The organism is Enterococcus sp. 3H8_DIV0648 (assembly GCF_002140655.1).
Lineage (GTDB): Bacteria > Bacillota > Bacilli > Lactobacillales > Enterococcaceae > Enterococcus_A > Enterococcus_A hulanensis.
This window is the reverse complement of the sequence record NZ_NGLG01000001.1, coordinates 2,290,515-2,310,196: the sequence shown is the minus strand read 5'-3', so window position 1 is coordinate 2,310,196 and position 19,682 is coordinate 2,290,515. Positions and strand designations below refer to the sequence as shown.

General features: G+C 40.3%; 23 protein-coding genes and 1 pseudogene. 21 read left to right on the top strand and 3 right to left on the bottom strand.

Annotation, left to right across the window (positions count from 1 at the left end; all coding sequences use genetic code 11):
• Nucleotides 1–45 precede the first annotated feature (45 nt).
• Entirely contained in the window at nucleotides 46–696 is a 651-nt protein-coding gene (locus A5875_RS10585; RefSeq protein ID WP_088933570.1) for a 5-bromo-4-chloroindolyl phosphate hydrolysis family protein, read from the bottom strand.
• Nucleotides 697–1,038: 342 nt separating this feature from the next.
• Here A5875_RS10585 and A5875_RS10580 point away from each other — a divergent pair, with 342 nt between their 5' ends.
• The 4 genes from A5875_RS10580 to A5875_RS10565 are packed head-to-tail and all read left to right on the top strand — an operon-like array spanning nucleotide 1,039 to nucleotide 3,237.
• The gene (locus A5875_RS10580) at nucleotides 1,039–1,608 is read left to right on the top strand and encodes an NUDIX hydrolase (RefSeq protein WP_088933569.1); all 570 of its coding nucleotides are present in this window, start codon (nucleotides 1,039–1,041) and stop codon (nucleotides 1,606–1,608) included.
• A gap of 20 nt (nucleotides 1,609–1,628) precedes the next feature.
• Entirely contained in the window at nucleotides 1,629–1,913 is a 285-nt protein-coding gene (macP, locus tag A5875_RS10575; protein WP_088933568.1) for a cell wall synthase accessory phosphoprotein MacP, read from the top strand.
• Nucleotides 1,914–1,956: 43 nt separating this feature from the next.
• Complete coding sequence (locus tag A5875_RS10570; protein ID WP_088933567.1) at nucleotides 1,957–2,649, top strand: 5'-methylthioadenosine/adenosylhomocysteine nucleosidase; 693 nt, start codon at nucleotides 1,957–1,959, stop codon at nucleotides 2,647–2,649.
• A 42-nt stretch (nucleotides 2,650–2,691) separates the two neighbouring features.
• Nucleotides 2,692–3,237 carry a cysteine hydrolase family protein gene (locus A5875_RS10565; protein ID WP_088933566.1) on the top strand — a complete coding sequence of 182 codons (546 nt, stop codon included), beginning with the start codon at nucleotides 2,692–2,694 and terminating at the stop codon, nucleotides 3,235–3,237.
• A 222-nt stretch (nucleotides 3,238–3,459) separates the two neighbouring features.
• On the opposite strand, the gene A5875_RS10560 is transcribed toward A5875_RS10565, so the two are convergent.
• Nucleotides 3,460–4,131 carry an HAD family hydrolase gene (locus A5875_RS10560; RefSeq protein WP_088933565.1) on the bottom strand — a complete coding sequence of 224 codons (672 nt, stop codon included), beginning with the start codon at nucleotides 4,129–4,131 and terminating at the stop codon, nucleotides 3,460–3,462.
• A gap of 139 nt (nucleotides 4,132–4,270) precedes the next feature.
• On the opposite strand from A5875_RS10560, the gene crcB reads away from it, so the two are divergent.
• Together crcB and A5875_RS10550 are read left to right on the top strand one after the other, a co-directional pair.
• Complete coding sequence (gene crcB / locus A5875_RS10555) at nucleotides 4,271–4,651, top strand: fluoride efflux transporter CrcB (RefSeq protein WP_088933564.1); 381 nt, start codon at nucleotides 4,271–4,273, stop codon at nucleotides 4,649–4,651.
• Nucleotides 4,648–5,001: a fluoride efflux transporter FluC gene (locus A5875_RS10550; RefSeq protein WP_088933563.1), complete on the top strand. Its 354-nt coding sequence runs from the start codon at nucleotides 4,648–4,650 to the stop codon at nucleotides 4,999–5,001. The genes crcB and A5875_RS10550 overlap by 4 nt, the downstream gene beginning before the upstream one ends.
• Nucleotides 5,002–5,026: 25 nt before the next feature.
• Here A5875_RS10550 and A5875_RS10545 read toward each other — a convergent pair whose 3' ends face one another.
• Nucleotides 5,027–6,004 carry an AraC family transcriptional regulator gene (locus tag A5875_RS10545; protein WP_171004934.1) on the bottom strand — a complete coding sequence of 326 codons (978 nt, stop codon included), beginning with the start codon at nucleotides 6,002–6,004 and terminating at the stop codon, nucleotides 5,027–5,029.
• 111 nt (nucleotides 6,005–6,115) lie between these two features.
• Here A5875_RS10545 and A5875_RS10540 point away from each other — a divergent pair, with 111 nt between their 5' ends.
• From A5875_RS10540 to A5875_RS23230, 15 genes and pseudogenes are all read left to right on the top strand, one after another.
• Entirely contained in the window at nucleotides 6,116–7,426 is a 1,311-nt protein-coding gene (locus A5875_RS10540) for an MFS transporter (RefSeq protein WP_088933561.1), read from the top strand.
• Between the two features lie 2 nt (nucleotides 7,427–7,428).
• A complete protein-coding gene (gene rhaB, locus A5875_RS10535; RefSeq protein WP_088933560.1) occupies nucleotides 7,429–8,886 on the top strand; it encodes a rhamnulokinase in 1,458 nt (485 codons plus the stop codon).
• 21 nt (nucleotides 8,887–8,907) lie between these two features.
• On the top strand, nucleotides 8,908–10,191 hold the full coding sequence (gene rhaA / locus A5875_RS10530) for an L-rhamnose isomerase (protein WP_088933559.1): 1,284 nt from the start codon (nucleotides 8,908–8,910) through the stop codon (nucleotides 10,189–10,191).
• A gap of 55 nt (nucleotides 10,192–10,246) precedes the next feature.
• Nucleotides 10,247–11,083, top strand: a complete 837-nt coding sequence (rhaD, locus tag A5875_RS10525; RefSeq protein ID WP_088933558.1) for a rhamnulose-1-phosphate aldolase — start codon at nucleotides 10,247–10,249, stop codon at nucleotides 11,081–11,083.
• Entirely contained in the window at nucleotides 11,080–11,391 is a 312-nt protein-coding gene (rhaM, locus tag A5875_RS10520) for an L-rhamnose mutarotase (RefSeq protein ID WP_088933557.1), read from the top strand. The genes rhaD (A5875_RS10525) and rhaM overlap by 4 nt, the downstream gene beginning before the upstream one ends.
• Before the next feature lie 71 nt (nucleotides 11,392–11,462).
• Nucleotides 11,463–12,617, top strand: a complete 1,155-nt coding sequence (fucO, locus tag A5875_RS10515) for a lactaldehyde reductase (protein ID WP_088933556.1) — start codon at nucleotides 11,463–11,465, stop codon at nucleotides 12,615–12,617.
• 41 nt (nucleotides 12,618–12,658) lie between these two features.
• The gene (locus A5875_RS23650; RefSeq protein WP_171004933.1) at nucleotides 12,659–12,817 is read left to right on the top strand and encodes a hypothetical protein; all 159 of its coding nucleotides are present in this window, start codon (nucleotides 12,659–12,661) and stop codon (nucleotides 12,815–12,817) included.
• 225 nt (nucleotides 12,818–13,042) lie between these two features.
• Nucleotides 13,043–13,525 carry a PTS sugar transporter subunit IIA gene (locus tag A5875_RS10510; protein ID WP_088933555.1) on the top strand — a complete coding sequence of 161 codons (483 nt, stop codon included), beginning with the start codon at nucleotides 13,043–13,045 and terminating at the stop codon, nucleotides 13,523–13,525.
• A 3-nt stretch (nucleotides 13,526–13,528) separates the two neighbouring features.
• Entirely contained in the window at nucleotides 13,529–14,371 is an 843-nt protein-coding gene (rhaD, locus tag A5875_RS10505; RefSeq protein WP_088933554.1) for a rhamnulose-1-phosphate aldolase, read from the top strand.
• Between the two features lie 36 nt (nucleotides 14,372–14,407).
• Complete coding sequence (locus A5875_RS10500) at nucleotides 14,408–14,710, top strand: PTS sugar transporter subunit IIB (RefSeq protein WP_088933553.1); 303 nt, start codon at nucleotides 14,408–14,410, stop codon at nucleotides 14,708–14,710.
• A 16-nt stretch (nucleotides 14,711–14,726) separates the two neighbouring features.
• On the top strand, nucleotides 14,727–16,154 hold the full coding sequence (locus tag A5875_RS10495; RefSeq protein ID WP_088933552.1) for a PTS galactitol transporter subunit IIC: 1,428 nt from the start codon (nucleotides 14,727–14,729) through the stop codon (nucleotides 16,152–16,154).
• Nucleotides 16,154–17,200 carry an NAD(P)-dependent oxidoreductase gene (locus tag A5875_RS10490; protein ID WP_088933551.1) on the top strand — a complete coding sequence of 349 codons (1,047 nt, stop codon included), beginning with the start codon at nucleotides 16,154–16,156 and terminating at the stop codon, nucleotides 17,198–17,200. The genes A5875_RS10495 and A5875_RS10490 overlap by 1 nt, the downstream gene beginning before the upstream one ends.
• A gap of 30 nt (nucleotides 17,201–17,230) precedes the next feature.
• Complete coding sequence (locus A5875_RS10485; protein ID WP_088933550.1) at nucleotides 17,231–19,294, top strand: BglG family transcription antiterminator; 2,064 nt, start codon at nucleotides 17,231–17,233, stop codon at nucleotides 19,292–19,294.
• Nucleotides 19,295–19,307: 13 nt separating this feature from the next.
• Nucleotides 19,308–19,589, top strand: coding sequence for a hypothetical protein (locus A5875_RS10480; RefSeq protein WP_254911868.1), 282 nt, complete (start codon nucleotides 19,308–19,310; stop codon nucleotides 19,587–19,589).
• Nucleotides 19,590–19,594: 5 nt separating this feature from the next.
• A pseudogene (locus A5875_RS23230) lies at nucleotides 19,595–19,682 on the top strand (iron-containing alcohol dehydrogenase); the annotation flags it as partial.

Here is a 19,682-nt window from a genome sequence, read left to right as displayed (position 1 = left end):
TTCGAAAAAAATCTAGCTTCAGCTAGATTTTTTTGTTGATGTTTTTTATTTTGTTGACACAGGGTCGCGATCAAGGTTTTTTTTCGCAATCGAAATTTCAACATCCATGTCTTCTAAGTCTTCAGACACGAATTGTTGGTAGTCTTTCACGATTAAATCAGCCATCTGATCAATGATCTGTGCGCTTTCTTCTAGTTTACCATAAACTTCTTTTGACTTGACCTCATGTCCGTTGATTTCGACATAATTATCAGTCAAATCGACGATATTCGGCAAGTGGGTATAAAGAAACTGACTTGCTTCTGGTAAACGTTTTGGATCTTTTACCAATTCTTTAAACAAAGCTTTGGCAGCCTTCAGCGTATCATGACGCAAATCGATCGCTTTTAGCTTGGCATTTTTTTGAATATTTTGCTGCAAACGCAAAACTTGCTGCTTCGAAAGGTTCATTGTTTCGCGGAACAATTCGATTTCACGTTCACTCATACCCAATTTTTTATAGTATGCTTCCTTTTCTTTTGTAAGAAATGGTAATTCTTCTTTTTGCGGCTGTATTTTTCTTCCTTTAAAACCACGATAAATCAGCCCACACCCAACAGCTAACATAAGAAAAACGATATAGTTGCCGAAGTCTCCTTCGAAAAAGGAGAGAATGCCGATTGCTGCGATGATGATAGGGAATATTTTCCTTCGCATAATAATCCTCCTAGTCTAGTAAAAACCCTTCACATTATTTATTCAAATTACTTGATTTCTTTACACGCTCATCATAGCATGAATTTCTATAGAATTAGTATCGGACTAAAGATGGATTTTTCAGATTTAGAAAAAACATAAGAATTTTCTGTGATACAATAAGGCAGAACCGTCGAATAGCTACGCTGCACAGTGAAAAAGAGAGATATTTTTTTAGTTTTTTGAAAAAGAATTACTTATATTACCAGCTGTCAGTTGAGTGCTTCACTTTAGTATAATCAGTGGAATCGGATGTCAACGACTTGAAAAATTAATTCCTTAAAAAGGGGGAAAAGTGCCGTAATGTTAGAGTATAAAGATTTTGAAGAGAAGACGATTGAACGTAAAGAATTGTTTAAGGGAAAAATCATTGACGTTTATTTGGATGATGTCGCTTTGCCAATGGGCGGAACCGCAAAACGTGAATTAGTTTTCCATCATGGCGGTGTGGGAATCATCCCGATCACAAAAGAAGATAAAATGATTATGGTCAAGCAATTTCGCAAACCATTAGAAAAAGTCGTGTTGGAGATTCCGGCTGGAAAGATCGATCCCGGTGAAGGTCAGCATCCGGAGAAGACAGCGATGCGGGAGCTAGAAGAAGAAACGGGTTATCGTACTGAAGAATTAACCTACATAAATGAAATGTATTTATCACCAGGATTTTCCAATGAAAAATTATATATTTATGCCGCGACTGATCTGGTTAAGGTGGAGAATCCGCGACCACAAGATGATGATGAAGTCTTAGAACTTTACGAATTGACTATGGCAGGAGCAAAACAAGCGATCCAAGACGGATTGATCTGTGATGCAAAGACGATCTTTGCAGTCAATTATTGGGAATTGATGCAGTATAAAAAACAGAAGTAAGAACAAGGAGTGGATTACGCATGAGCCAATCACCCCTGGTGACGCGCAGCGAATTAAGAAAGCGAAAAGAAGAGCAGGAACGTTTGGCAGAAGAACAACGCAAAGCTGCCGAACGAGCCTATGAAAAACGCGAAAAAGAAATCAGCACAGTCTATCGCAAAGAATTGAAGAAGAACAAGCCTGTCACAAAGTCCCGCAGTAGCGAGCGAGTGAAGCAAAAAGAACGCAGCAGTTTTCTAAATAAAGCGATTATTTTGGTTTTACTGCTGTTGATCGTAGTAATGTTAGCCGTATTCTTTATTTAGCTGTAAAATAAAAAATATATTAATAAGAAATAGAGGAATCGTTATGAAAATCGGTATTATCGGTGCAATGGAACCAGAAGTAAAAGCATTAAGAGAAAGTTTAGATCATCCCGTGTCATGGGAACAATCAGGAGCGTTGTTTATTTCCGGAGGATTAGGCAATCATGAGGTCATCGTCGTTCAATCAGGGATCGGGAAAGTTTTGGCTTCGATCACGACTTCTGTCTTGATCCAGCAATATAAAGTCAACATGGTCATCAACACTGGGACTGCTGGCGGGATCGGACAAGGTCTGGCTATTGGTGATTTGGTAATTGCAGATAAGGTGGCTTATTTTGACGTGGATGCTACGACGTTTGGTTATAAGATCGGACAAGTTCCAGGAATGCCGCTTTATTATGAAGGATCAACCTATCTAAAAGGCGAGATGCTGGAAGCTAGCAAGAAAATGGATCAGCCCGCTCATGTTGGCTTGATCGTTTCAGGCGATACGTTTGTCAGCAGCCCATCAAAAATCTATGAGATTAAAGCTGCGTTTCCAGATGCCTTAGCAGTGGAAATGGAAGGGGCTGCGATCGGACACACCGCTGCACAGTTCGGTATTCCATTTTTAATCGTGCGTGCAATCAGTGATACGGCCGATAGTGATGCGACTGAAACACACGAAGAATTCGTTAACCGTACAGGTACTTTATCTGCGCAATTGGTTATGGAGTTTGTAAATCACTTAAAATAAAAAATGATTACTTAAAGGATTTTAGCAAAAGGAGGAACTGGTATGCGGGCGTTACTTTCGATTGATTATACGAATGATTTTGTTGCTACTGACGGAAATTTGACAACAGGTGAAGCGGGCCAAGCGATCGAACAAGACTTGGTCGCTGTAACAAAAGAGTATTTCCAACAAGGAGACTTCATCGTCTTTGCTATTGACGGACATGATCCAAGTGATCAATACCATCCTGAAAATAAGCTTTTTCCGCCTCATAATGTGATCGGCACCAGCGGCCGTGAGCTATATGGTTCATTAGCTGATTTTTATCAGGCAAACCAGACGGAGAAAAATGTTTACTGGATCGATAAGCGTCACTATTCCGCTTTTAGCGGAACGGATTTGGATATTCGCCTGCGGGAGCGCGGCATTACGGAGCTTTGCTTGACGGGTGTGTGCACAGATATCTGTGTCTTGCATACTGCGGTCGATGCGTACAACTTAGGCTATCAATTGGTGATACCCGAAAAAGCCGTAGCCAGTTTTGATGCGACTGGACATACTTGGGCATTGAACCACTTCAAAAATACTTTAGGGGCAAAAATCATCTAAACAAACGCCGCAACGAATTTTCGTTGCGGCTTTTGTTTATTATAAAGAAAGTATAAAATTTTCACATGAATAAATCACTTTGTAGCGGGTATATCCATGTCTGGCTTCACGAACTAGCTTTATCGGCAATAAGCAAAAATATTTCGAAATTTGAGAAGCAATTTAGAAATATTTTGGTCTTATTGCTCAAAAGCTGAGCGAGTTCGCGAAGCCTTTCTTATATTATAAATAATCTGAAATAAAGCTTGTAAAATCTTCGATGACTCCGTCTGGGGCTAAATCTTCCGCTTCAAAAACGGCGCGATTTTTTTCCTCTGGATCAATGGCTATGATCGTACCGATCTTGGCATTACGGGCGGCCTGCAAGCCGGAATAAGAATCTTCGATCACGATGCAGTTTTCTGGTTCGACACCGATTTTTTCTGCTGCGATCAAGAAAATATCCGGTGCCGGTTTGCCGGGGAAACTGCCGGTATGACAAACCATTTTTTCGTAATCAAACCATTCACCTAAGTTTAGGTAATCAAAATAGAAATCCATATTGATCTTTGGCGAGGCAGAAGCAATCGTCATGGGGATTTTTTCTGCTTTCAAATAGTCTAAAACTTCTCGCAAACCAGCGGTAAATTCTTTATGATCGGCACTTGCTAAGACGGAATCACGATAATACGCTTCTTTCTCGTCAGATAATTTTTGGACTTCTTCATCGGATAATGCCTGTGAAATGAAATTACGCAGGATCACGTCATTGGTTTTTCCGTGAACATTTTTTAAAATATCTTCTTCAGTCATTTTCTTGCTTGAATATTTTTTGATCAAATGCAACCAAGCGGCCTCATGGAGATCAGAATCCATAAACATTGTCCCGTTAAAATCAAAAATAATACCCTTCATACATAAACCTCACTTTTTTTCCCAAGATATCCCTAGTTTAGCACGTTTTGAAAATAGTTGATGAAAAAGATAGGATTATTTGCAACTTAAAATCATTCGTTTTATAGTGAGAAAGAATGAAATGATGGAGATGAAACGCATGTTGGACTACTTAGTCATTGCACTCTTTGCCTTTGTCGGCGGAACAGCACGTTATTGGGCGGGTGTATGGATTCCTGCGGTTGGCGGTTTTCCGCTGGGGACACTGGTGATTAATTTATTAGGGTGCTTTATTTTTAGTTGGATCGTTAAACATATTTTGAATGATATCGATGTATCCGGACGATTAGTCTTAGGGCTGGGTGTCGGTTTTTGCGGAGCTTTGACGACGTTCTCGTCTTTTGCGCTGGATACGATGAAATTAGTGCAGGCAGGACAGATTGGGTTGGCCTTTCTTTATTTAGTGCTGTCGTTTGTCGGCGGCTTGGCGATGACTGTACTCGGTGAAGCGATCTACCACAGAAGGGTGGAGGCGAGATGATCGAGACATTGTTAGTTGGCAGCGGTGCGGCGATCGGAGCGATGCTGCGTTTTGCATTGAATAATTATTTTGAACCGCAGACGAAACGTTTGCCGCGAGCGACTTTTTTTATCAATCTGACGGGAAGTTTTTTGCTGGGGATTTTCTTTGGTCTGCATTTGTCCGATCCGATTTATTTGTTTTTAGGAACAGGACTTATGGGCGGCTACACGACTTTTTCTACCTATAACTTTGAGCTGTTTGTCTTATGGAAAAATGATCGTCCGATGTTTTATCGCTATTTCTTCGGATCGTATGGCTTGGGCTTATTGTTAAGTTTTATTGGTATCGTAATTGGTTCGAAACTATAAAAATGAGTCACAGAAATTCTGTGGCTCATTTTTTGTGTTCTCTGAAGGCATTTGGCAAATCATCGTAGGCTTCTTTAAATTGCTTATAGAAGTGGCTGCGATTTTTTAGTCCGATCATTTCTACAATCGAGCTGATCGATAACGTCGAACTTTCAATTAAAAATTTGGCTTGTTTCATACGCTGTTTGGTTAAGAGCTCGGAAAACGTCTGATTGGTCTTTTTCTTGATGATATTGCTTAAATAATTTTTATTGTAGCCCAATTGCTGTGCGGCACTTTCCAAAGACAAATCAGCATAGTCTTTCTCGATTAGTTTTAAGGTATCGATCACGACTTGATGATTGGTCTTATCCTTTCTTTCTTCGTAGAAATCATACTTGCAGTTGCCGATCAATTCTGTAAATAAAATCGGAATATATAACGAAATGATTTCATTAGCAAAGACTGGTTCGGTGAAATATTTGTCGATCATTTGATCCAGAATCATCTGGACATGATTATTCTCAGAGCAGCGGAAGATCAAATATTCTTTTCGCGAACGAGTCGCCATCGTTTGAGCCAAGAAATTGAACAGCACGCTATTTTTATCATTCAGGCTGGAAAGCCATTCAATATCGACTTTATCATTGGGAAAAATAATGTTCACGACAATATCTTCCTCCCCATGTTCACCCAAGGCATGGGAAGAACCACGATCAAGTAAAAGAATTTCTCCTTGGTTAATTACTTCACGTCTGCCGTTAATGTACTGAACAGATTTTCCAGAATAAACATAGTTCAGCTCTAAAAAGTGATGGCTGTGCTCTGGATAAGGCGCAAAGCGTGGATGCTTGCTTACATAAATCGAATTATTTTTTAGAAAGTATTCTTTAAGCAAAACCATATTATCCTCAGCGGTTTGAAAGGATCGCGTGGGGATATCCATGACGAATTTTTTCTTATTTAATTGTGCTTCTTCTATTTGATTATGATGGCGTAAATAGTCCTCTACGATTTTTTGCATGTCAACACATCCCTGTAAATTCGTTACACTCATTCTATACTCGCGTCATTGAAAGCGCAATCAAAAAATTGAATAATATGCTTGTAAATAAATTTAAGGAGCGAGTAAAACATGAGCGGACAAAGCAGTGGAGGAAAAAAGGAAACAATTGCCGTTTCGTTGACCAACTATTTGGATTCAGGCTGTATCGTAGCTGGCGCTAGCGGATTAACATTATGGGCAGAGCATTTTGGTCTAAATAGTTTTGCGGTGGGGTTACTAGGAGCGCTAAGCGCAAATGCCTTTGGAGCAGCGGTTGGAGCGCTTGTTGGCGGTCGGTTAGCTGATAAATTTGGGCGTAAATTCATCTATACCTATAATTTGCTGGTGTATATGTTCGGTGCATTATTTATTATTTTCGCTATGAATTTCCCGATGTTATTGGCTGGATTTTTAATTATGGGTTTATCAGTGGGTGCCGGAGTTCCTGCATCATGGTCATATATTGCTGAAATGGCGCACCCAGATTCACGTGCTCACAACATCGGAATTTCTCAATTAGCGTGGTCATTAGGACCAGCGATTATTTTCACGTTAGGTGTAATTTTGGCACCATTAGGGTTGCTTGGTAATCGTTTGCTATTTGTTTCGTTGGTGATCGTCGCCATCGTTGCTTGGCTGTTGCAGCGCCAATTGGAAGAATCCAAAGACTGGGAAGAAGAAAATGCCCGGCAAGCAGCGGCGACCGAAAAGTCTCATCCTTACAAAGAGCTATTCTCGAATGTGGTCAATAGAAAATCAATCGCATTTTTAGTTGGTGTGTACTTATTCTGGAATTTGGTTGCAGGTGCGATGGGCTTCTTCATGCCATTTGTTTATGAAACTGTCGGCGGTCTGACCAACTCGCAAGCGAATATGCTGCAAGCAGCAATGTGGATATTCACTTCACTGGGCTCTTACTTTGGTTTTGCCAAATTAGGGGATAAGGTGGATCATCGTAAATTCTATTTTATCGGTGCTGTCATGGCGGCGGCTTCATGGGTCGTTCTCACCTTTGTCGGTATGTCTTGGTTAGGTTTATGGGTATTCGTTATCCTATGGGGCATCTCAGCAGGTATCGGTGCTCAAGCCTTCTATGCTCTATGGGCCTCAGAATTATTCCCAACGAAATTCCGCGGCGGGGCACAAGGTGTCATGTTCTTCTTAGTTCGCGGAAGCTGCGGGATATGGTCGATCGTATTTCCGATGATTTTGGCAAACTTAGGCTTCACGGTGGCAGGGACGGTCATGATCGGTTTATTGCTGGTATCGCTAGTGATCGGAACTGTTTGGACACCGCGAACACGCGGAAAGACCTTGGAACAAATTACCCAAGAACGTTATGGAAACAATGAGGAAGCATTGATCGATTCAGAGCTTACTCAGGGACAAGAGGTTAAATAACTATGACGAAAACGTATATAGCAGTAGACATCGGTGCATCAAGCGGGCGTTTGATGCTTTCAGAAAAGGAGCCTTTTGAAGCAATCACATTGGAAGAGGTTCATCGCTTCAAAAATGGTTTTTCAAAAATAGCTGGGACAGACTATTGGGATGCCGATCATCTGATCAAAGAAATCTTGATTGGCTTAGAAAAAGTCAAGCAACGAGGAATCACTGAATGCTATGTCGGGATTGATACGTGGGGCGTCGACTATTGCTTGCTGGATGAACAGGGGCAGGCCTTGAGTCAACCAGTCAGCTATCGTGACAACCGGACAGAGCAGGCGATGGAAGAATTTGATCAAAACTTTTCTTTACAGAAACTCTATGAAAAAACAGGCATTCAGCTGCAACCATTTAATACAGTATTTCAATTATTAAAAGAAGATCGTCAGAAGTTAGCTCAGGCAAAACAATTATTACTGATGCCAGACTATTTGGGCTATGTTTTGACAGGCAATGCCGTATTGGAAAAAACCAATGCCTCAACGACGCAGCTAATGAATTTGAAAACCCGAAAGCTGGATGAAGAGGTGTTGGAAGCGGTCGGTGTCAATAAAGAGCTGTTTCCCAAAATAGTGGAACCGGGCACGATTTTAGGCACGATCCTGAAAGAAAAGTTTCCTGACTACGATCTGCCGGAGGCAACATTTATCACGATCGCTTCTCACGACACAGCTTCAGCCGTTGCAGGTACACCGGGAAAAGGTGATAACTGGGCTTATATCAGTTCAGGCACCTGGTCGTTGATGGGTGTGGAGATCGAAGAAGGCATTTCGACTGAAGAAGCATTCGAGGCGAACTTTACCAACGAATGGGGTGTTCAGGGCACGATTCGTTTCTTGAAGAATATCATGGGAATGTGGCTGATCCAAGAGGTCGCTCGGCTACAAGATTATCAGTATTCTTATCCCGAACTTGCTGCATTAGCCAGTCAGGAAGAGGCTTTTGTCAGCTTGATCGATGTCAATGATCGGCGCTTCATGAACCCGCAGAATATGATCACTGAGATTCAAGACTATTGCCGAGAGTTAAATCAAAAAGTACCCGAGACAGCTGGTGAACTGGCTCGCTGCATTTATGATAGCTTGGCTTTGTGTTATGCCGTCGAACTAGAAAAAATGGAGAAAATGACGGGTCGCACGATTACCCAACTCCACATCGTTGGAGGTGGCTCAAATAATGACTTTTTGAATCAATTAACGGCTGACGCTTGTGGCATCAATGTGCTGGCTGGACCAGGCGAAGCTACTGCCATCGGCAACATTATGGTGCAGATGGTAGCGACCAAAGGATTCGGAACCTTGGCAGAAGGACGCGAAGGGATAAAAAATTCTTTCCCAATGAAAGAATTCCAGCCCCAAAAAGATACTCATCAAGCTATTGAAAAATATCAAGCTTTAATAAAACAATTCGTATAAAAGAAAAGGAGCAGAAATAAAATGACAAAAACAGTTGAAGAACGCTACCAAGACGCAAAGGCCCGCTACGCAGAAATCGGAGTCGACACAGACGCGGCCTTGAAGAAGTTACAAGATGTAAAAATTTCGATGCATTGCTGGCAAGGCGATGACGTAAAAGGTTTCCTAAATCCTGATGGTGAATTAACTGGCGGGATCATGGCAACAGGGGATTATCCTGGTGCTGCTCATACACCGGAACAGCTGCGTCAAGATATTGAAAAAGCTTTTTCATTAATTCCCGGCAAGCATAAATTGAACCTGCACGCGATCTATCTTGATACCGATGAACCAGTTGATCTGAATGAAATTGAACCAAAGCATTTCGAAAAATGGGCAAAATGGGCCAACGAACAAGGAGTTGGTTTAGATTTCAACCCAACCTTCTTCTCTCATCCAATGATGAAAGACGGCATGACATTGGCACATCCCGATCAAGATGTCCGTGATTTTTGGATCGAACATGGCAAACGCAGCCGCAAGATCGCTGAATATCTTGGAAAAGAAACCGGACAAACCTGTATCAATAATTTCTGGATGCCGGATGGTATGAAGGATAACCCGATTGACCGCTATAGTCCGCGCAAACGCATGATGGAATCACTAGATGAAATCTTTACAGAAGAATTGAACGAAGAATATACCCAAGAAGCAGTGGAAAGTAAATTATTCGGACTTGGTGCGGAGGCGTATACAGTAGGCTCGCATGAATTTTACATGGGCTATGGCCTGACTCGTGACAAATTGATCTGTTTAGATGCGGGGCACTTCCATCCAACTGAAGTGATCTCAAATAAATTAAGTTCATTAGCCTTGTTCTCTAAAGGAATCATGCTGCACGTTTCCCGTCCAGTGCGTTGGGACTCTGACCATGTAGTGATCATGGATGATGAATTACAAGAAATCGGCAAAGAAATTGTGCGTAACGATTTGTTAGCTAAAACCAATATCGGTTTGGATTTCTTCGATGCAACGATTAATCGGGTAGCAGCTTGGGTCGTTGGCACACGCAATACGCAAAAAGCATTGCTGAAAGCCATGCTAGAGCCGATCGAAGACTTGAAGGAAATGGAATTGGAGCTTGATTACACGAAGCGCATGGCTTTAACGGAAGAATTGAAGGATTTCCCTTATGCCGATGTATGGAACTACTTCTGTGAACAAAACGACGCACCAGTTGGTATGAATTGGTATGAAGAAGTGATGAATTATGAAAGAGACATTTTGGCAACACGGGAGAAAGAATTAATTACCGCACAAGCATAATCAATTGGCGGGGATTTTCCCCGCCGTGTTAGATAAAAATTTGGAGGAATCAATCGTGAAAAATATCTTGGAAGCATCTTTTGTGGAAGAAATGGTGGAAGTGACCAGCAATCTTTACCGATTAGGCTGGGATGAAAGAAACGGCGGCAATATCTCCTATTTATTAGATGAAGCAGAGGTCAGCGAATATCTGGATACTACTAATGTATTACGAAATATTCCCATGGACTTCGATGGAACAGCCCTGAAAGGAAAATATTTTATCGTAACAGGTTCGGGCAAATATTTTAAAAATGTCGCAAAGGACCCGGCTAATAATTTAGGGGTATTGAAGGTTGCAGAAGATGGACAAAGCGTGGATCTTTTATGGGGCTATACGGATGGCGGCGTGCCAACTAGTGAATTGCCTGCGCACTTAATGAGCCATATCGCACGTTTAGAGGTTGATCCAGAAAATCGCGTAGTGATGCATTGTCACGCGACTCATTTATTAGCTATGACCTTCAGCCATGAACTGACTTCAAAAGCAATCACCCGAACTCTTTGGGAAATGTGTACGGAATGTATGGTCGTTTTCCCTGAAGGCATCCAAGTATTGCCTTGGTTGATCCCGGGATCAAATGAAATCGGTGAAGCGACTGCGAAAAAAATGCAAGAAGCCCGATTAGTTCTGTGGTCTTTCCACGGTGTTTACGGAGCAGGCCGCACAATGGATGAAACATTTGGCTTGATCGAAACAGCTGAAAAAGCTGCACAAGTTTACACTTATGTTCAGGCGCAAGGCGGGGTTAGACAAACGATCAGTGATGAAAACTTCATCGCTTTAGCGAAACAATTCGGTATCGCGCCGAATCCAGCATTTTTTGAAGCCGCTCAGGTGACAAACGGATGATCAAAAAAGCTGTACGTATGAAACTCTATCCCGGCTTAAAAGAAGAGTATGCCAAACGCCATAACCAACTCTGGCCTGAGATGAAAAAAATGTTAAAAGATCATGGGGCGAAAAGCTACTCGATTTTCTTTGATCCAGAAACGGATTATTTATTTGGGTATCTTGAAATCGAGGATGAAGAAAGATGGGCTCAAACCGCTAATACGGAAGTCAATCGTAAATGGTGGGATTTTATGGCAGATGTAATGGAAACAAATCCGGATAATTCGCCAGTGACCGTCGATTTAGAACAAGTATTTGAGTTATAAAAGAAGTTGGCAGCAGCTTCTTTTGTAATTATATGTGAAGGGAAACACAATAAGGAACGGGAGCGAACAAAATGACAGTAAACAGAATGATATTAAATGAAACCTCTTATTTTGGAAAAGGCGCGATTCAAGAAGTGGCTAATGAAGCCAAAAAACGTGGGTTCAAAAAGGCGCTTGTGGTGACAGATAAAGATTTATTGAAATTTAAAGTGGCTACGAAAGTAATTGCTGTTTTAGAAGAGGCCGGACTAGCTTATGATGTTTACGATGGGATCGTGCCAAATCCAACAATAGAAGATGTTCAAGCTGGAGTTAAGGCATGTCAGGAAACGGCAGCGGATTACATCGTAGCTATTGGCGGCGGATCACCGATCGACACGGCCAAAGCAATTGGCATTATTATGACTAATCCTGATTTTTCCGATGTAATTAGTTTAGAAGGAACAGCGGAAACTAAAAATCCAGCGTTACCAATTTTGGCGATACCGACAACTTCTGGAACTGCTGCTGAAGTAACGATTAATTATGTGATCACGGATGCTGAAAATCATCGCAAATTTGTTTGTGTAGATCCTCATGATATTCCGGTAGTTGCCTTTATTGACAGCGATATGATGATGGGAATGCCTAAAGGCCTCTGCGCTGCAACAGGAATGGATGCGCTGACTCATGCTATTGAAGGTTTTATTACAAAAGGCGCGTGGGAAATGACAGACATGCTGCACATTCAAGCCATCGAAATCATCAGCCATGCTCTGCGTGATTCTGTTGCTGGTGATCAAACAGGTCGCGAAAAAATGGCGCTCGGTCAATATATTGCGGGTATGGGATTTTCAAATGTGGGATTAGGACTCGTTCACGGAATGGCCCATCCATTATCTGCTTGGTACAATACGCCGCATGGTGTAGCTTGTGCGACATTACTGCCATTAATCATGGATTACAATAAAGAATTTACGGGCGAGAAATATCGTGAAATCGCGATTGCGATGGGAGTGGAAGGTGCAGCGGAGATGCCGTTAGCTGAAGTTCGCGATGCAGCGGTTCAAGCAGTGAAGCAATTAGGAATTGATGTCGGCATACCGCAAAGCTTGTCAGAACTTGGAATGAAGAAAGAAGACGTAGCGCGCATTGCTGAAGATGCTGCACGTGATGTTTGTACCCCAGGAAATCCGCGCGATGTATCAGTGGAAGAAATCATTGCTTTGTATCAATCAATGCTATAAAAAATTCTGTTCGTCGCTAGTTGTTTGAAAAGGAGAAGACGATGAAGTATCTCGTACAGCTTGAAACACTTGCTGGAGAGCAGCAGGAAAAGAATTTTCAGACTTATCGTGAAGCTTTGTGTTGTGCAACCAACTATGCCCACTTCAAATTTAGTAAAGTGATCCGACAAGGCGAAGTGATTAATGAGTTTAAATTTTAGCAGTCTTATAAAATCAAAAAAAGACAAAGTTCTGGATGTTGAAGCTCTTCAATGTTCAGAGCTTTTTTGTATGGGGAATACTTTACTTGATAAATCACTTCTTAAATTAATCGAAAGAACATCACATTTTTTTTTCAGCAACAAGTTTTTTTTGTGATGAAAGCGCATACTATAAAATTTTGTGAATGCTAAACTGACAATGTAATTAGGAAAGGAGGATAGCGGATGATCATTACTGATAAGATGTTTTACCCAGAATTGATTGATGTCTATGATGGCAAGGATACATTAGATACGTTAGTTGATTATGCTGCGAATAAATTAGCAGAGCTGGGATTTATTGAAACAACCTATCAAGAGGCTTTGAAAGAACGAGAGCGGGAATATCCAACAGGGTTGCAGACACCTTCATTTGCTGTAGCGATTCCCCATACCGATCCAAGCCATATTAAGAAGCCTTTTATTTACATTATCAAATTAGCGGACTCTGTAACATTTGGTCAAATGGGGACGACAGATGAGTTTGTTTCAGCTAAGTATGCATTTTTTTTAGGCTTTGATAAGGGTGAGGACCAATTACAGCTATTGCAAAATTTGATGGCCATGTTTATGGATAAAAAAGTAATGCGGCAATTGGAAAAAGAGTTTGATAAAACAGAGATTTTAACAATAGTAACGCAATTTTTTAAAACAGAAAGCGAGAAGTGAGAAATGAGAATACACGATATTTATGAAGCACCTTTTATTCAAGAAATGTGTGAAGTGACTAAGAATTTATGGCGTAATGGTTGGGATGAGCGTAATGGCGGAAATATCAGCTACATGCTGGATGAGGCTGAGGTTCGTCTGTATCTTGATTTAGATCATGTGATTAAAGAAAAGGATTTAGATTTTGAAGTCAAAGAACTGGCAGGCAAGATTTTCTTAGTTTCTGCTTCAGGCAGCTACTTTAAAAATATTTGCAAAAATCCGGCGAAAAATTTAGCGATCGTTAAAATCTCGGATGATGGTGGAAGTTTTAAAGTTCTATGGGGATTGGAGGACGGCGGTGTTCCAACTAGTGAATTAGCATCGCATTTGAAATGTCATGCTGTTCGCTTAATGCAGGACCCGGATCATCGGGTGATTTTACATTGCCATTCGATCGCGATCTCAGCGATGACATTTATCCATGACTTAGATGAAAGGAAATTTACGAGATCATTGTGGGAGATGATTACAGAATGTTTAGTTGTTTTCCCAGATGGAGTTTCTGTTTTACCTTGGATGGTTGCTGGGACTGTAGAATTGGGCTTGGCCTCCGCTGAAAAAATGCATGATTCACGTGTAGTGATTTGGCCGCATCATGGAATCATGGGTGCAGGACAATCGATGGATGACGCATTTGGACTAGTTGAGACAGTGGAAAAGGCGGCGGATATCTACATGCGCGTGGTTCAAGTACCTGGCGGCTTTAAGCAAAAAATTACAAGTGATCAATTGTGGGATTTAGCGGATCAGTTTGGTGTAAAACCTAAAGCGGGTATTTTAGAAGAACGAAGTACGATAAAGTAGTCAATAAAATAGAAAAAATATAGGAGGATATTTTCAATGGTTAAACGCTTAAGCATTATTTCAGTGTGTGGGTCAGGTACAGTAACAAGTTCAATGGTAGCCGGAAAAGTAAAAGACTTTTTGGATGATCATGGCATCAAAGCAAAGACAGTCGAAGTCAATCCTGGAGGTGTCGAGGAACAATTGGCTAGCGGTTCTTGGGATTTGATCGTTCATACAAGTCCTTTGAAAGGAAAATATGAATTACCGACTATCAATGCAGTAGGGTTATTATCTGGGATGGGAGAAGATGAATTTTTTGAAGAATTGCTTGAAACTTCGGAAAAATTAGTAGATTAAAGAGAGGAGAAATGAAATGTTAGATGTTTTATCGAAGATTATGGATGCTTTTGGTGCGGCGATCGTGGTACCGGTAATTATCTTCTTTATTGCTTTATTGATGAAGGTAAAACCGAAGAAGGCATTTAATGCGGCTCTGAATGCAGGGATCGGATTGACTGGCTTTAATATGATCATAGGTGCCTATACACCGATCGTCACTCCAGCAATCAATCGAATGGTAGAAGAAACGGGTGTTAATCTGCGCATTCTTGATACAGGTTGGCAGGCAACGAGTGTTGTAGCTTATTCGACTCAAGTAGGTATGATTTTCTTAGCACTGGGATTAGCGCTGCAGGCAATTTTATTTGTTATTAAGTTTACAGACATTTTTATGCCATCGGATCTATGGAATAACTACTCCTTTATGTTATGGGGATCAATGCTCTATATTTCAACTAAGAATCTTTGGTTATCGATTGGATTGATGGTGCTTTCTAATCTTTATTGTTTAGTCTTTACAGAAATCGTCGCTAAACGCTGGTCTGTTTATTATGGCTATCCTCGCTGTACAATGAGTGCGCCTCATCATATTTGCTCGGTTCCATTAGCAATGGCGATGGATTGGATCTTGACTAAATTAGGTGCTAACAAAGTTCGCTGGAATCCCGAAACCTTACAGGATAAATTGGGCTTTTTAGGGGAACCAACTTCATTAGGCTTTATTTTGGGCCTAGCGTTAGGCTTAGCTGGTAATTTTATGCGATTGAATACATTGACAGGTTGGGGCGAAATCATGGTAATCGGTATTTCAACTTCAGCCATCATGGCGATTTTTCCAAAAATTGCTGGAATTTTTGCATCTGCATTTACGGCAATTACGGATGCATCGAAAAGTACTGCCAAAACTTCAGGCGGCAAAGACCGCGTTTGGTATTTGGCGATCAATGATGCCGCTGGTTATGGTGAAACAGCGACTTTGCTAACAGGGATGTTACTGATCCCGATTGTTTTACTACTAGCCATTTTCTTACCAGGCAATCAAACGTTACCTATGGTGGATTTAATTGCAATCCCTTACATGATTGAACTAGTAATCTGTATTTCAAATGGGAATATCTTCAAGTCATTGATCAGCGGAGCGATTTGGTGTGCTGGCGGTCTATATATTATTACAGCGGTCGCACCAATCTTTACTCAAGTGGCTATTGATGTCGGCGTTAATTTACCAGAAGGCGCAATGATGATCTGCAGCTTTGCTGTAATGACCAACCATATTATGGGAATACTATTCTTGATATTCATGACGCAAAATCCACTTTGGATTGGGTTATCGGTAGTTGTTTATATTGCACTTTATGCCTTTGTTCGGATTAAAAAAGAAGCGATTCATGCTTATTTAGAGAATATGGCGAAGTTAGAGGAAGAAGCTGGAATTGTATCTGAGGAAGGAGCAGCCGTGTAATGTCAAAAGTTGTTGTTGTTGGAGATGGTTTAGTTTCTGCAGAGACTTTAGCCGAAGCTGCATTAGAATTGAAGCTTGAAAAGCCGATAGAGGTTGTCAAGTATCACTGGTTCGCTGATCTGAATAAAGAACAGTTTCAAGAAAAAATCAAACTGATCGAACAAAACGGACCTGAAGCACTTGAGATACCAGAGGGAATTTTAGACGACTTAGTAGATGCAGACTATCTGCTAGTTCATATAGCGCCGGTTTCTAAGGCAATGATTGAAGCAGCTCCTCAGTTGAAATTAGTGGGGACTTGCCGGGGCGGTGTTGAACATATAGCAACCAAAGAATTGAAAAAGAAACAAATTCCTTTGATTCATGTTATTCGAAATGCTGAACCTGTCGCTGATTTTACATTAGGGTTGTTTTACGCTTTGACAAGAAATATCGCTTTTTCCTATCAACAGGTAAAAGAAGCCAAATGGCCTAAGAAATTTGCGAATGATCCATATAAGACTACATTAGCTAATCTAAAAGTAGGTTTAGTGGGGTTGGGCTATATTGGCAAATTGGTAGTGAAGCGGTTAAACAGTTTGGGCATTGAAGTTATAGCGTATGATCCTTTTGTAGACAAAGAGAAAATTCGCGAAGAAGGCTTGCAAATCACTTTTGTTGGGCTAGAAGAATTATTTAAAACAGCTGACATTGTTTCGCTGCATGTTCGGGTAACGCCAGAAACAAAGAATATGATTAATGCCGATCTACTTTCCTTAATGAAGCCATCTGCTTATTTAATCAACACGGCAAGGCCGGATATCGTAGACAAAGCTGATTTTGTGGAGGCTTTACAAATGAACATGATTGCTGGTGCTGCTACAGATGTTGTTTGGGAGGAGCCCATTCGGCCAGATGATCCATTACTAGATTTAGATAATCTGATCATTACTTCTCATATCGCGGGAGACACGATCGATGCTATTCCACGATCTCCGTATTTACTACGCGATGTGCTGAATGGTTATTTTGAAAGAGGAATGAGTGATATGCTCGTTCGAACCTAATTGGTTTAGTAAGAATGAGGGGGAATAAAAATGGATGTTATGGCGATTCAATTGTTGGAATTGTTTATTTCAAAAGGCAGTCAGACCTCACTTTCCTTAGAAAAAAAGTTTAGTTGGACAAAAGGTCAGTTGGATTATCGGATCAAAAAGGTAAATCAAGAATTGACTGAATTGAACTTAGGAAAAATCAAGAAAAATGGTACTTTCTTTCTCTTGGAGGGTCAGACTAAAGCAATCAAAAGCTATTTGACGAAAGTTTCGCCGTCAATCCATTTATCAGATAGAGAACGCGAATGCTTTCTCTATCTGATCATTCTGCTTCATCAAGGGGAGACATTGCAAACTTTAGCCGAAAAGCTTTTTGTCAGTAAAAATACAATTTTAAACGACAAGCGAAAATTAAGTGAGAACTATTTAAAACCGCTAGCTATTGACCTTCAATTCTCCAGAAAAAGAGGCTTTTATTTTGTAGGTAATGAAGTGGAGATTCGCCGATTAGGAATTAAGTTCATTCGTGAAGTTGAAAAATCAGAGGACAATCTTGAATACTATTTAGCGATGATTAAAGTTCAAAGTCACGTTTTAACCGAGATAAAGGAAAGAATTCATTTATTAGAACAAGAATTAGGGCTGGAGTTTACAGAGTTTAAATTGGTGGATCTCTATTTGACCAGCTATATGTGCTCTGTAAGATTTGGTCAAGGCAATGAGTTATCACCGGGGGTTTTAGGGAATTATGTTCAAATGGTGGAAAAGGATTTTTATTCAAAAGTTTGCCAAGCTTTGAAACCTTTTTTTAAAGGAGCCAACTATTTGATTGAAATTCACTTTATTTCGATTCAATTACTAAGCACCAATTTGATTAAGATTCGTTCCAATTACAAAGATCAGGAATTGCTTCGAAGAATACAATCCTTTATCAGTAGTTTTGAGATTCTAGGGATTACAGATATCAAAAACAAAGAACAACTGGAAGAGGCCATTTATCAGCATATCATCCCAGCCTATTATCGGATAAAATTTGGTTTGCCAGATAATGAGCTGCTTTTTTTGGACAATGTCGAAAATTATGACTTTATCCACCCTTTGGTTCATCAGTCAATCGGGATCATTGAAGATTATTTAAAGATCATTTTTCCAGAAGGAGAATTGATTTATTTATCTGTCATTCTTTTAAGCTTTATCAATGAAGAATTAGAAAAGCAAAAACGCCGAAAAATTCGTGCGGTAGTTGTTTGTCAGCATGGTGTTTCCGTATCAAAGCTGTTGCTGGGAGAATTGAAGCAGTTGTTTACGACTATTGATTTCACACGGAATCTCTCTTTGCGTGAATTCTATGAAGAAAGAAGCAATGCTGTTGATATCGTCTTTTCAACGGTTCCGGTCAATACTAAAAAAGAAGTTTTCTTGATTCCGCATTTTTTAACGGATGAAGACAAGATGCATTTAATCAGTGATGTACGTAAGCGGATCGATTTTGATGAGACGTTTAGTCTGTCAAAAAACCACGAATTGGTCCAAAATTTATTGTCAATCATAAAAAAGAATACTCAAATTATCAATGAAGAACAATTAACTCAAGAGATACAGGACTATTTGCTTGAAACAGAAATCAATGAAGGGTTGAACTTCCGAAATCTAAACCCTGATTTGAAGGATTTACTGCCTCTTTCTCATATTCAAATTTATCCAAGTGTTAAGTCTGTCGAAGAAGCGATTCGAATTGCAGGCAAACCTTTGATTAACGAGGGATATGTGTCACCAAAATATATTGAGACAGTAATCGAGCATTATGATCCAGAATATCCTTATTCTGTAATTTCACCGGATTTGGCTATTCCGCATGCTGGACCAGATGATGGAGTATATCGTGTCGGAATGTCCTTCTTGAAATTGGATCAGCCTATCTCTTTTGCGGAAAATATATCAATCAGTATAATCGTAGTGATTGCACCAAAAGATAAAAAAAGTCATATCAAAGCGGTAACCCATCTTTATGAGTTAGCAAAAAAGCCGAGCTTCATTTCAGCGATGAAACAAGCAAACTATGAAAAGGATATTCGCAACTACTTTCAGCTGGAGGTTGGCAAATAATAAGGAGGAAACAATGGGAAATCAGGGGATTCTGTTACGTAAGGTAACATTGGATAAGACACTCAATCAATTGAATTTTTTTCTTAAAGGAGCCTTCATGATCTTATTGATGTATCTCCTCAATGGTTGGCTAATCGAGAAAAATCTGCAAATCAAAGACGTTCAAATGATTATTGGCTTATATGGTTTAGTTTTCATCGGCTTTTTCTTTCTTAAAAAGAAAAAGAGCAGTTTAAGCGATAATAAAGTCATGCATGATTTGAAAGACTATTTTGATATATCTAGATGTGTATAAGAGACAGATATATTGCAGGTATGGGCTTCTCAAATGTTGGACTAGGATTAGTTCACGGAATGGCGCATCCATTATCGGCTTGGTATGATACGC

Bases quoted from the DNA above. Each gene is read 5' to 3' on its own strand.
- A5875_RS10585 (WP_088933570.1), bottom strand. From the start codon at position 696: ATGCGAAGGAAAATATTCCCTATCATCATCGCAGCAATCGGCATTCTC.
- A5875_RS10580 (WP_088933569.1), top strand. From the start codon at position 1,039: ATGTTAGAGTATAAAGATTTTGAAGAGAAGACGATTGAACGTAAAGAA.
- macP (WP_088933568.1), top strand. From the start codon at position 1,629: ATGAGCCAATCACCCCTGGTGACGCGCAGCGAATTAAGAAAGCGAAAA.
- A5875_RS10570 (WP_088933567.1), top strand. From the start codon at position 1,957: ATGAAAATCGGTATTATCGGTGCAATGGAACCAGAAGTAAAAGCATTA.
- A5875_RS10565 (WP_088933566.1), top strand. From the start codon at position 2,692: ATGCGGGCGTTACTTTCGATTGATTATACGAATGATTTTGTTGCTACT.
- A5875_RS10560 (WP_088933565.1), bottom strand. From the start codon at position 4,131: ATGAAGGGTATTATTTTTGATTTTAACGGGACAATGTTTATGGATTCT.
- crcB (WP_088933564.1), top strand. From the start codon at position 4,271: ATGTTGGACTACTTAGTCATTGCACTCTTTGCCTTTGTCGGCGGAACA.
- A5875_RS10550 (WP_088933563.1), top strand. From the start codon at position 4,648: ATGATCGAGACATTGTTAGTTGGCAGCGGTGCGGCGATCGGAGCGATG.
- A5875_RS10545 (WP_171004934.1), bottom strand. From the start codon at position 6,004: ATGCAAAAAATCGTAGAGGACTATTTACGCCATCATAATCAAATAGAA.
- A5875_RS10540 (WP_088933561.1), top strand. From the start codon at position 6,116: ATGAGCGGACAAAGCAGTGGAGGAAAAAAGGAAACAATTGCCGTTTCG.
- rhaB (WP_088933560.1), top strand. From the start codon at position 7,429: ATGACGAAAACGTATATAGCAGTAGACATCGGTGCATCAAGCGGGCGT.
- rhaA (WP_088933559.1), top strand. From the start codon at position 8,908: ATGACAAAAACAGTTGAAGAACGCTACCAAGACGCAAAGGCCCGCTAC.
- rhaM (WP_088933557.1), top strand. From the start codon at position 11,080: ATGATCAAAAAAGCTGTACGTATGAAACTCTATCCCGGCTTAAAAGAA.
- fucO (WP_088933556.1), top strand. From the start codon at position 11,463: ATGACAGTAAACAGAATGATATTAAATGAAACCTCTTATTTTGGAAAA.
- A5875_RS23650 (WP_171004933.1), top strand. From the start codon at position 12,659: ATGAAGTATCTCGTACAGCTTGAAACACTTGCTGGAGAGCAGCAGGAA.
- A5875_RS10510 (WP_088933555.1), top strand. From the start codon at position 13,043: ATGATCATTACTGATAAGATGTTTTACCCAGAATTGATTGATGTCTAT.
- rhaD (WP_088933554.1), top strand. From the start codon at position 13,529: ATGAGAATACACGATATTTATGAAGCACCTTTTATTCAAGAAATGTGT.
- A5875_RS10500 (WP_088933553.1), top strand. From the start codon at position 14,408: ATGGTTAAACGCTTAAGCATTATTTCAGTGTGTGGGTCAGGTACAGTA.
- A5875_RS10495 (WP_088933552.1), top strand. From the start codon at position 14,727: ATGTTAGATGTTTTATCGAAGATTATGGATGCTTTTGGTGCGGCGATC.
- A5875_RS10490 (WP_088933551.1), top strand. From the start codon at position 16,154: ATGTCAAAAGTTGTTGTTGTTGGAGATGGTTTAGTTTCTGCAGAGACT.
- A5875_RS10485 (WP_088933550.1), top strand. From the start codon at position 17,231: ATGGATGTTATGGCGATTCAATTGTTGGAATTGTTTATTTCAAAAGGC.
- A5875_RS10480 (WP_254911868.1), top strand. From the start codon at position 19,308: ATGGGAAATCAGGGGATTCTGTTACGTAAGGTAACATTGGATAAGACA.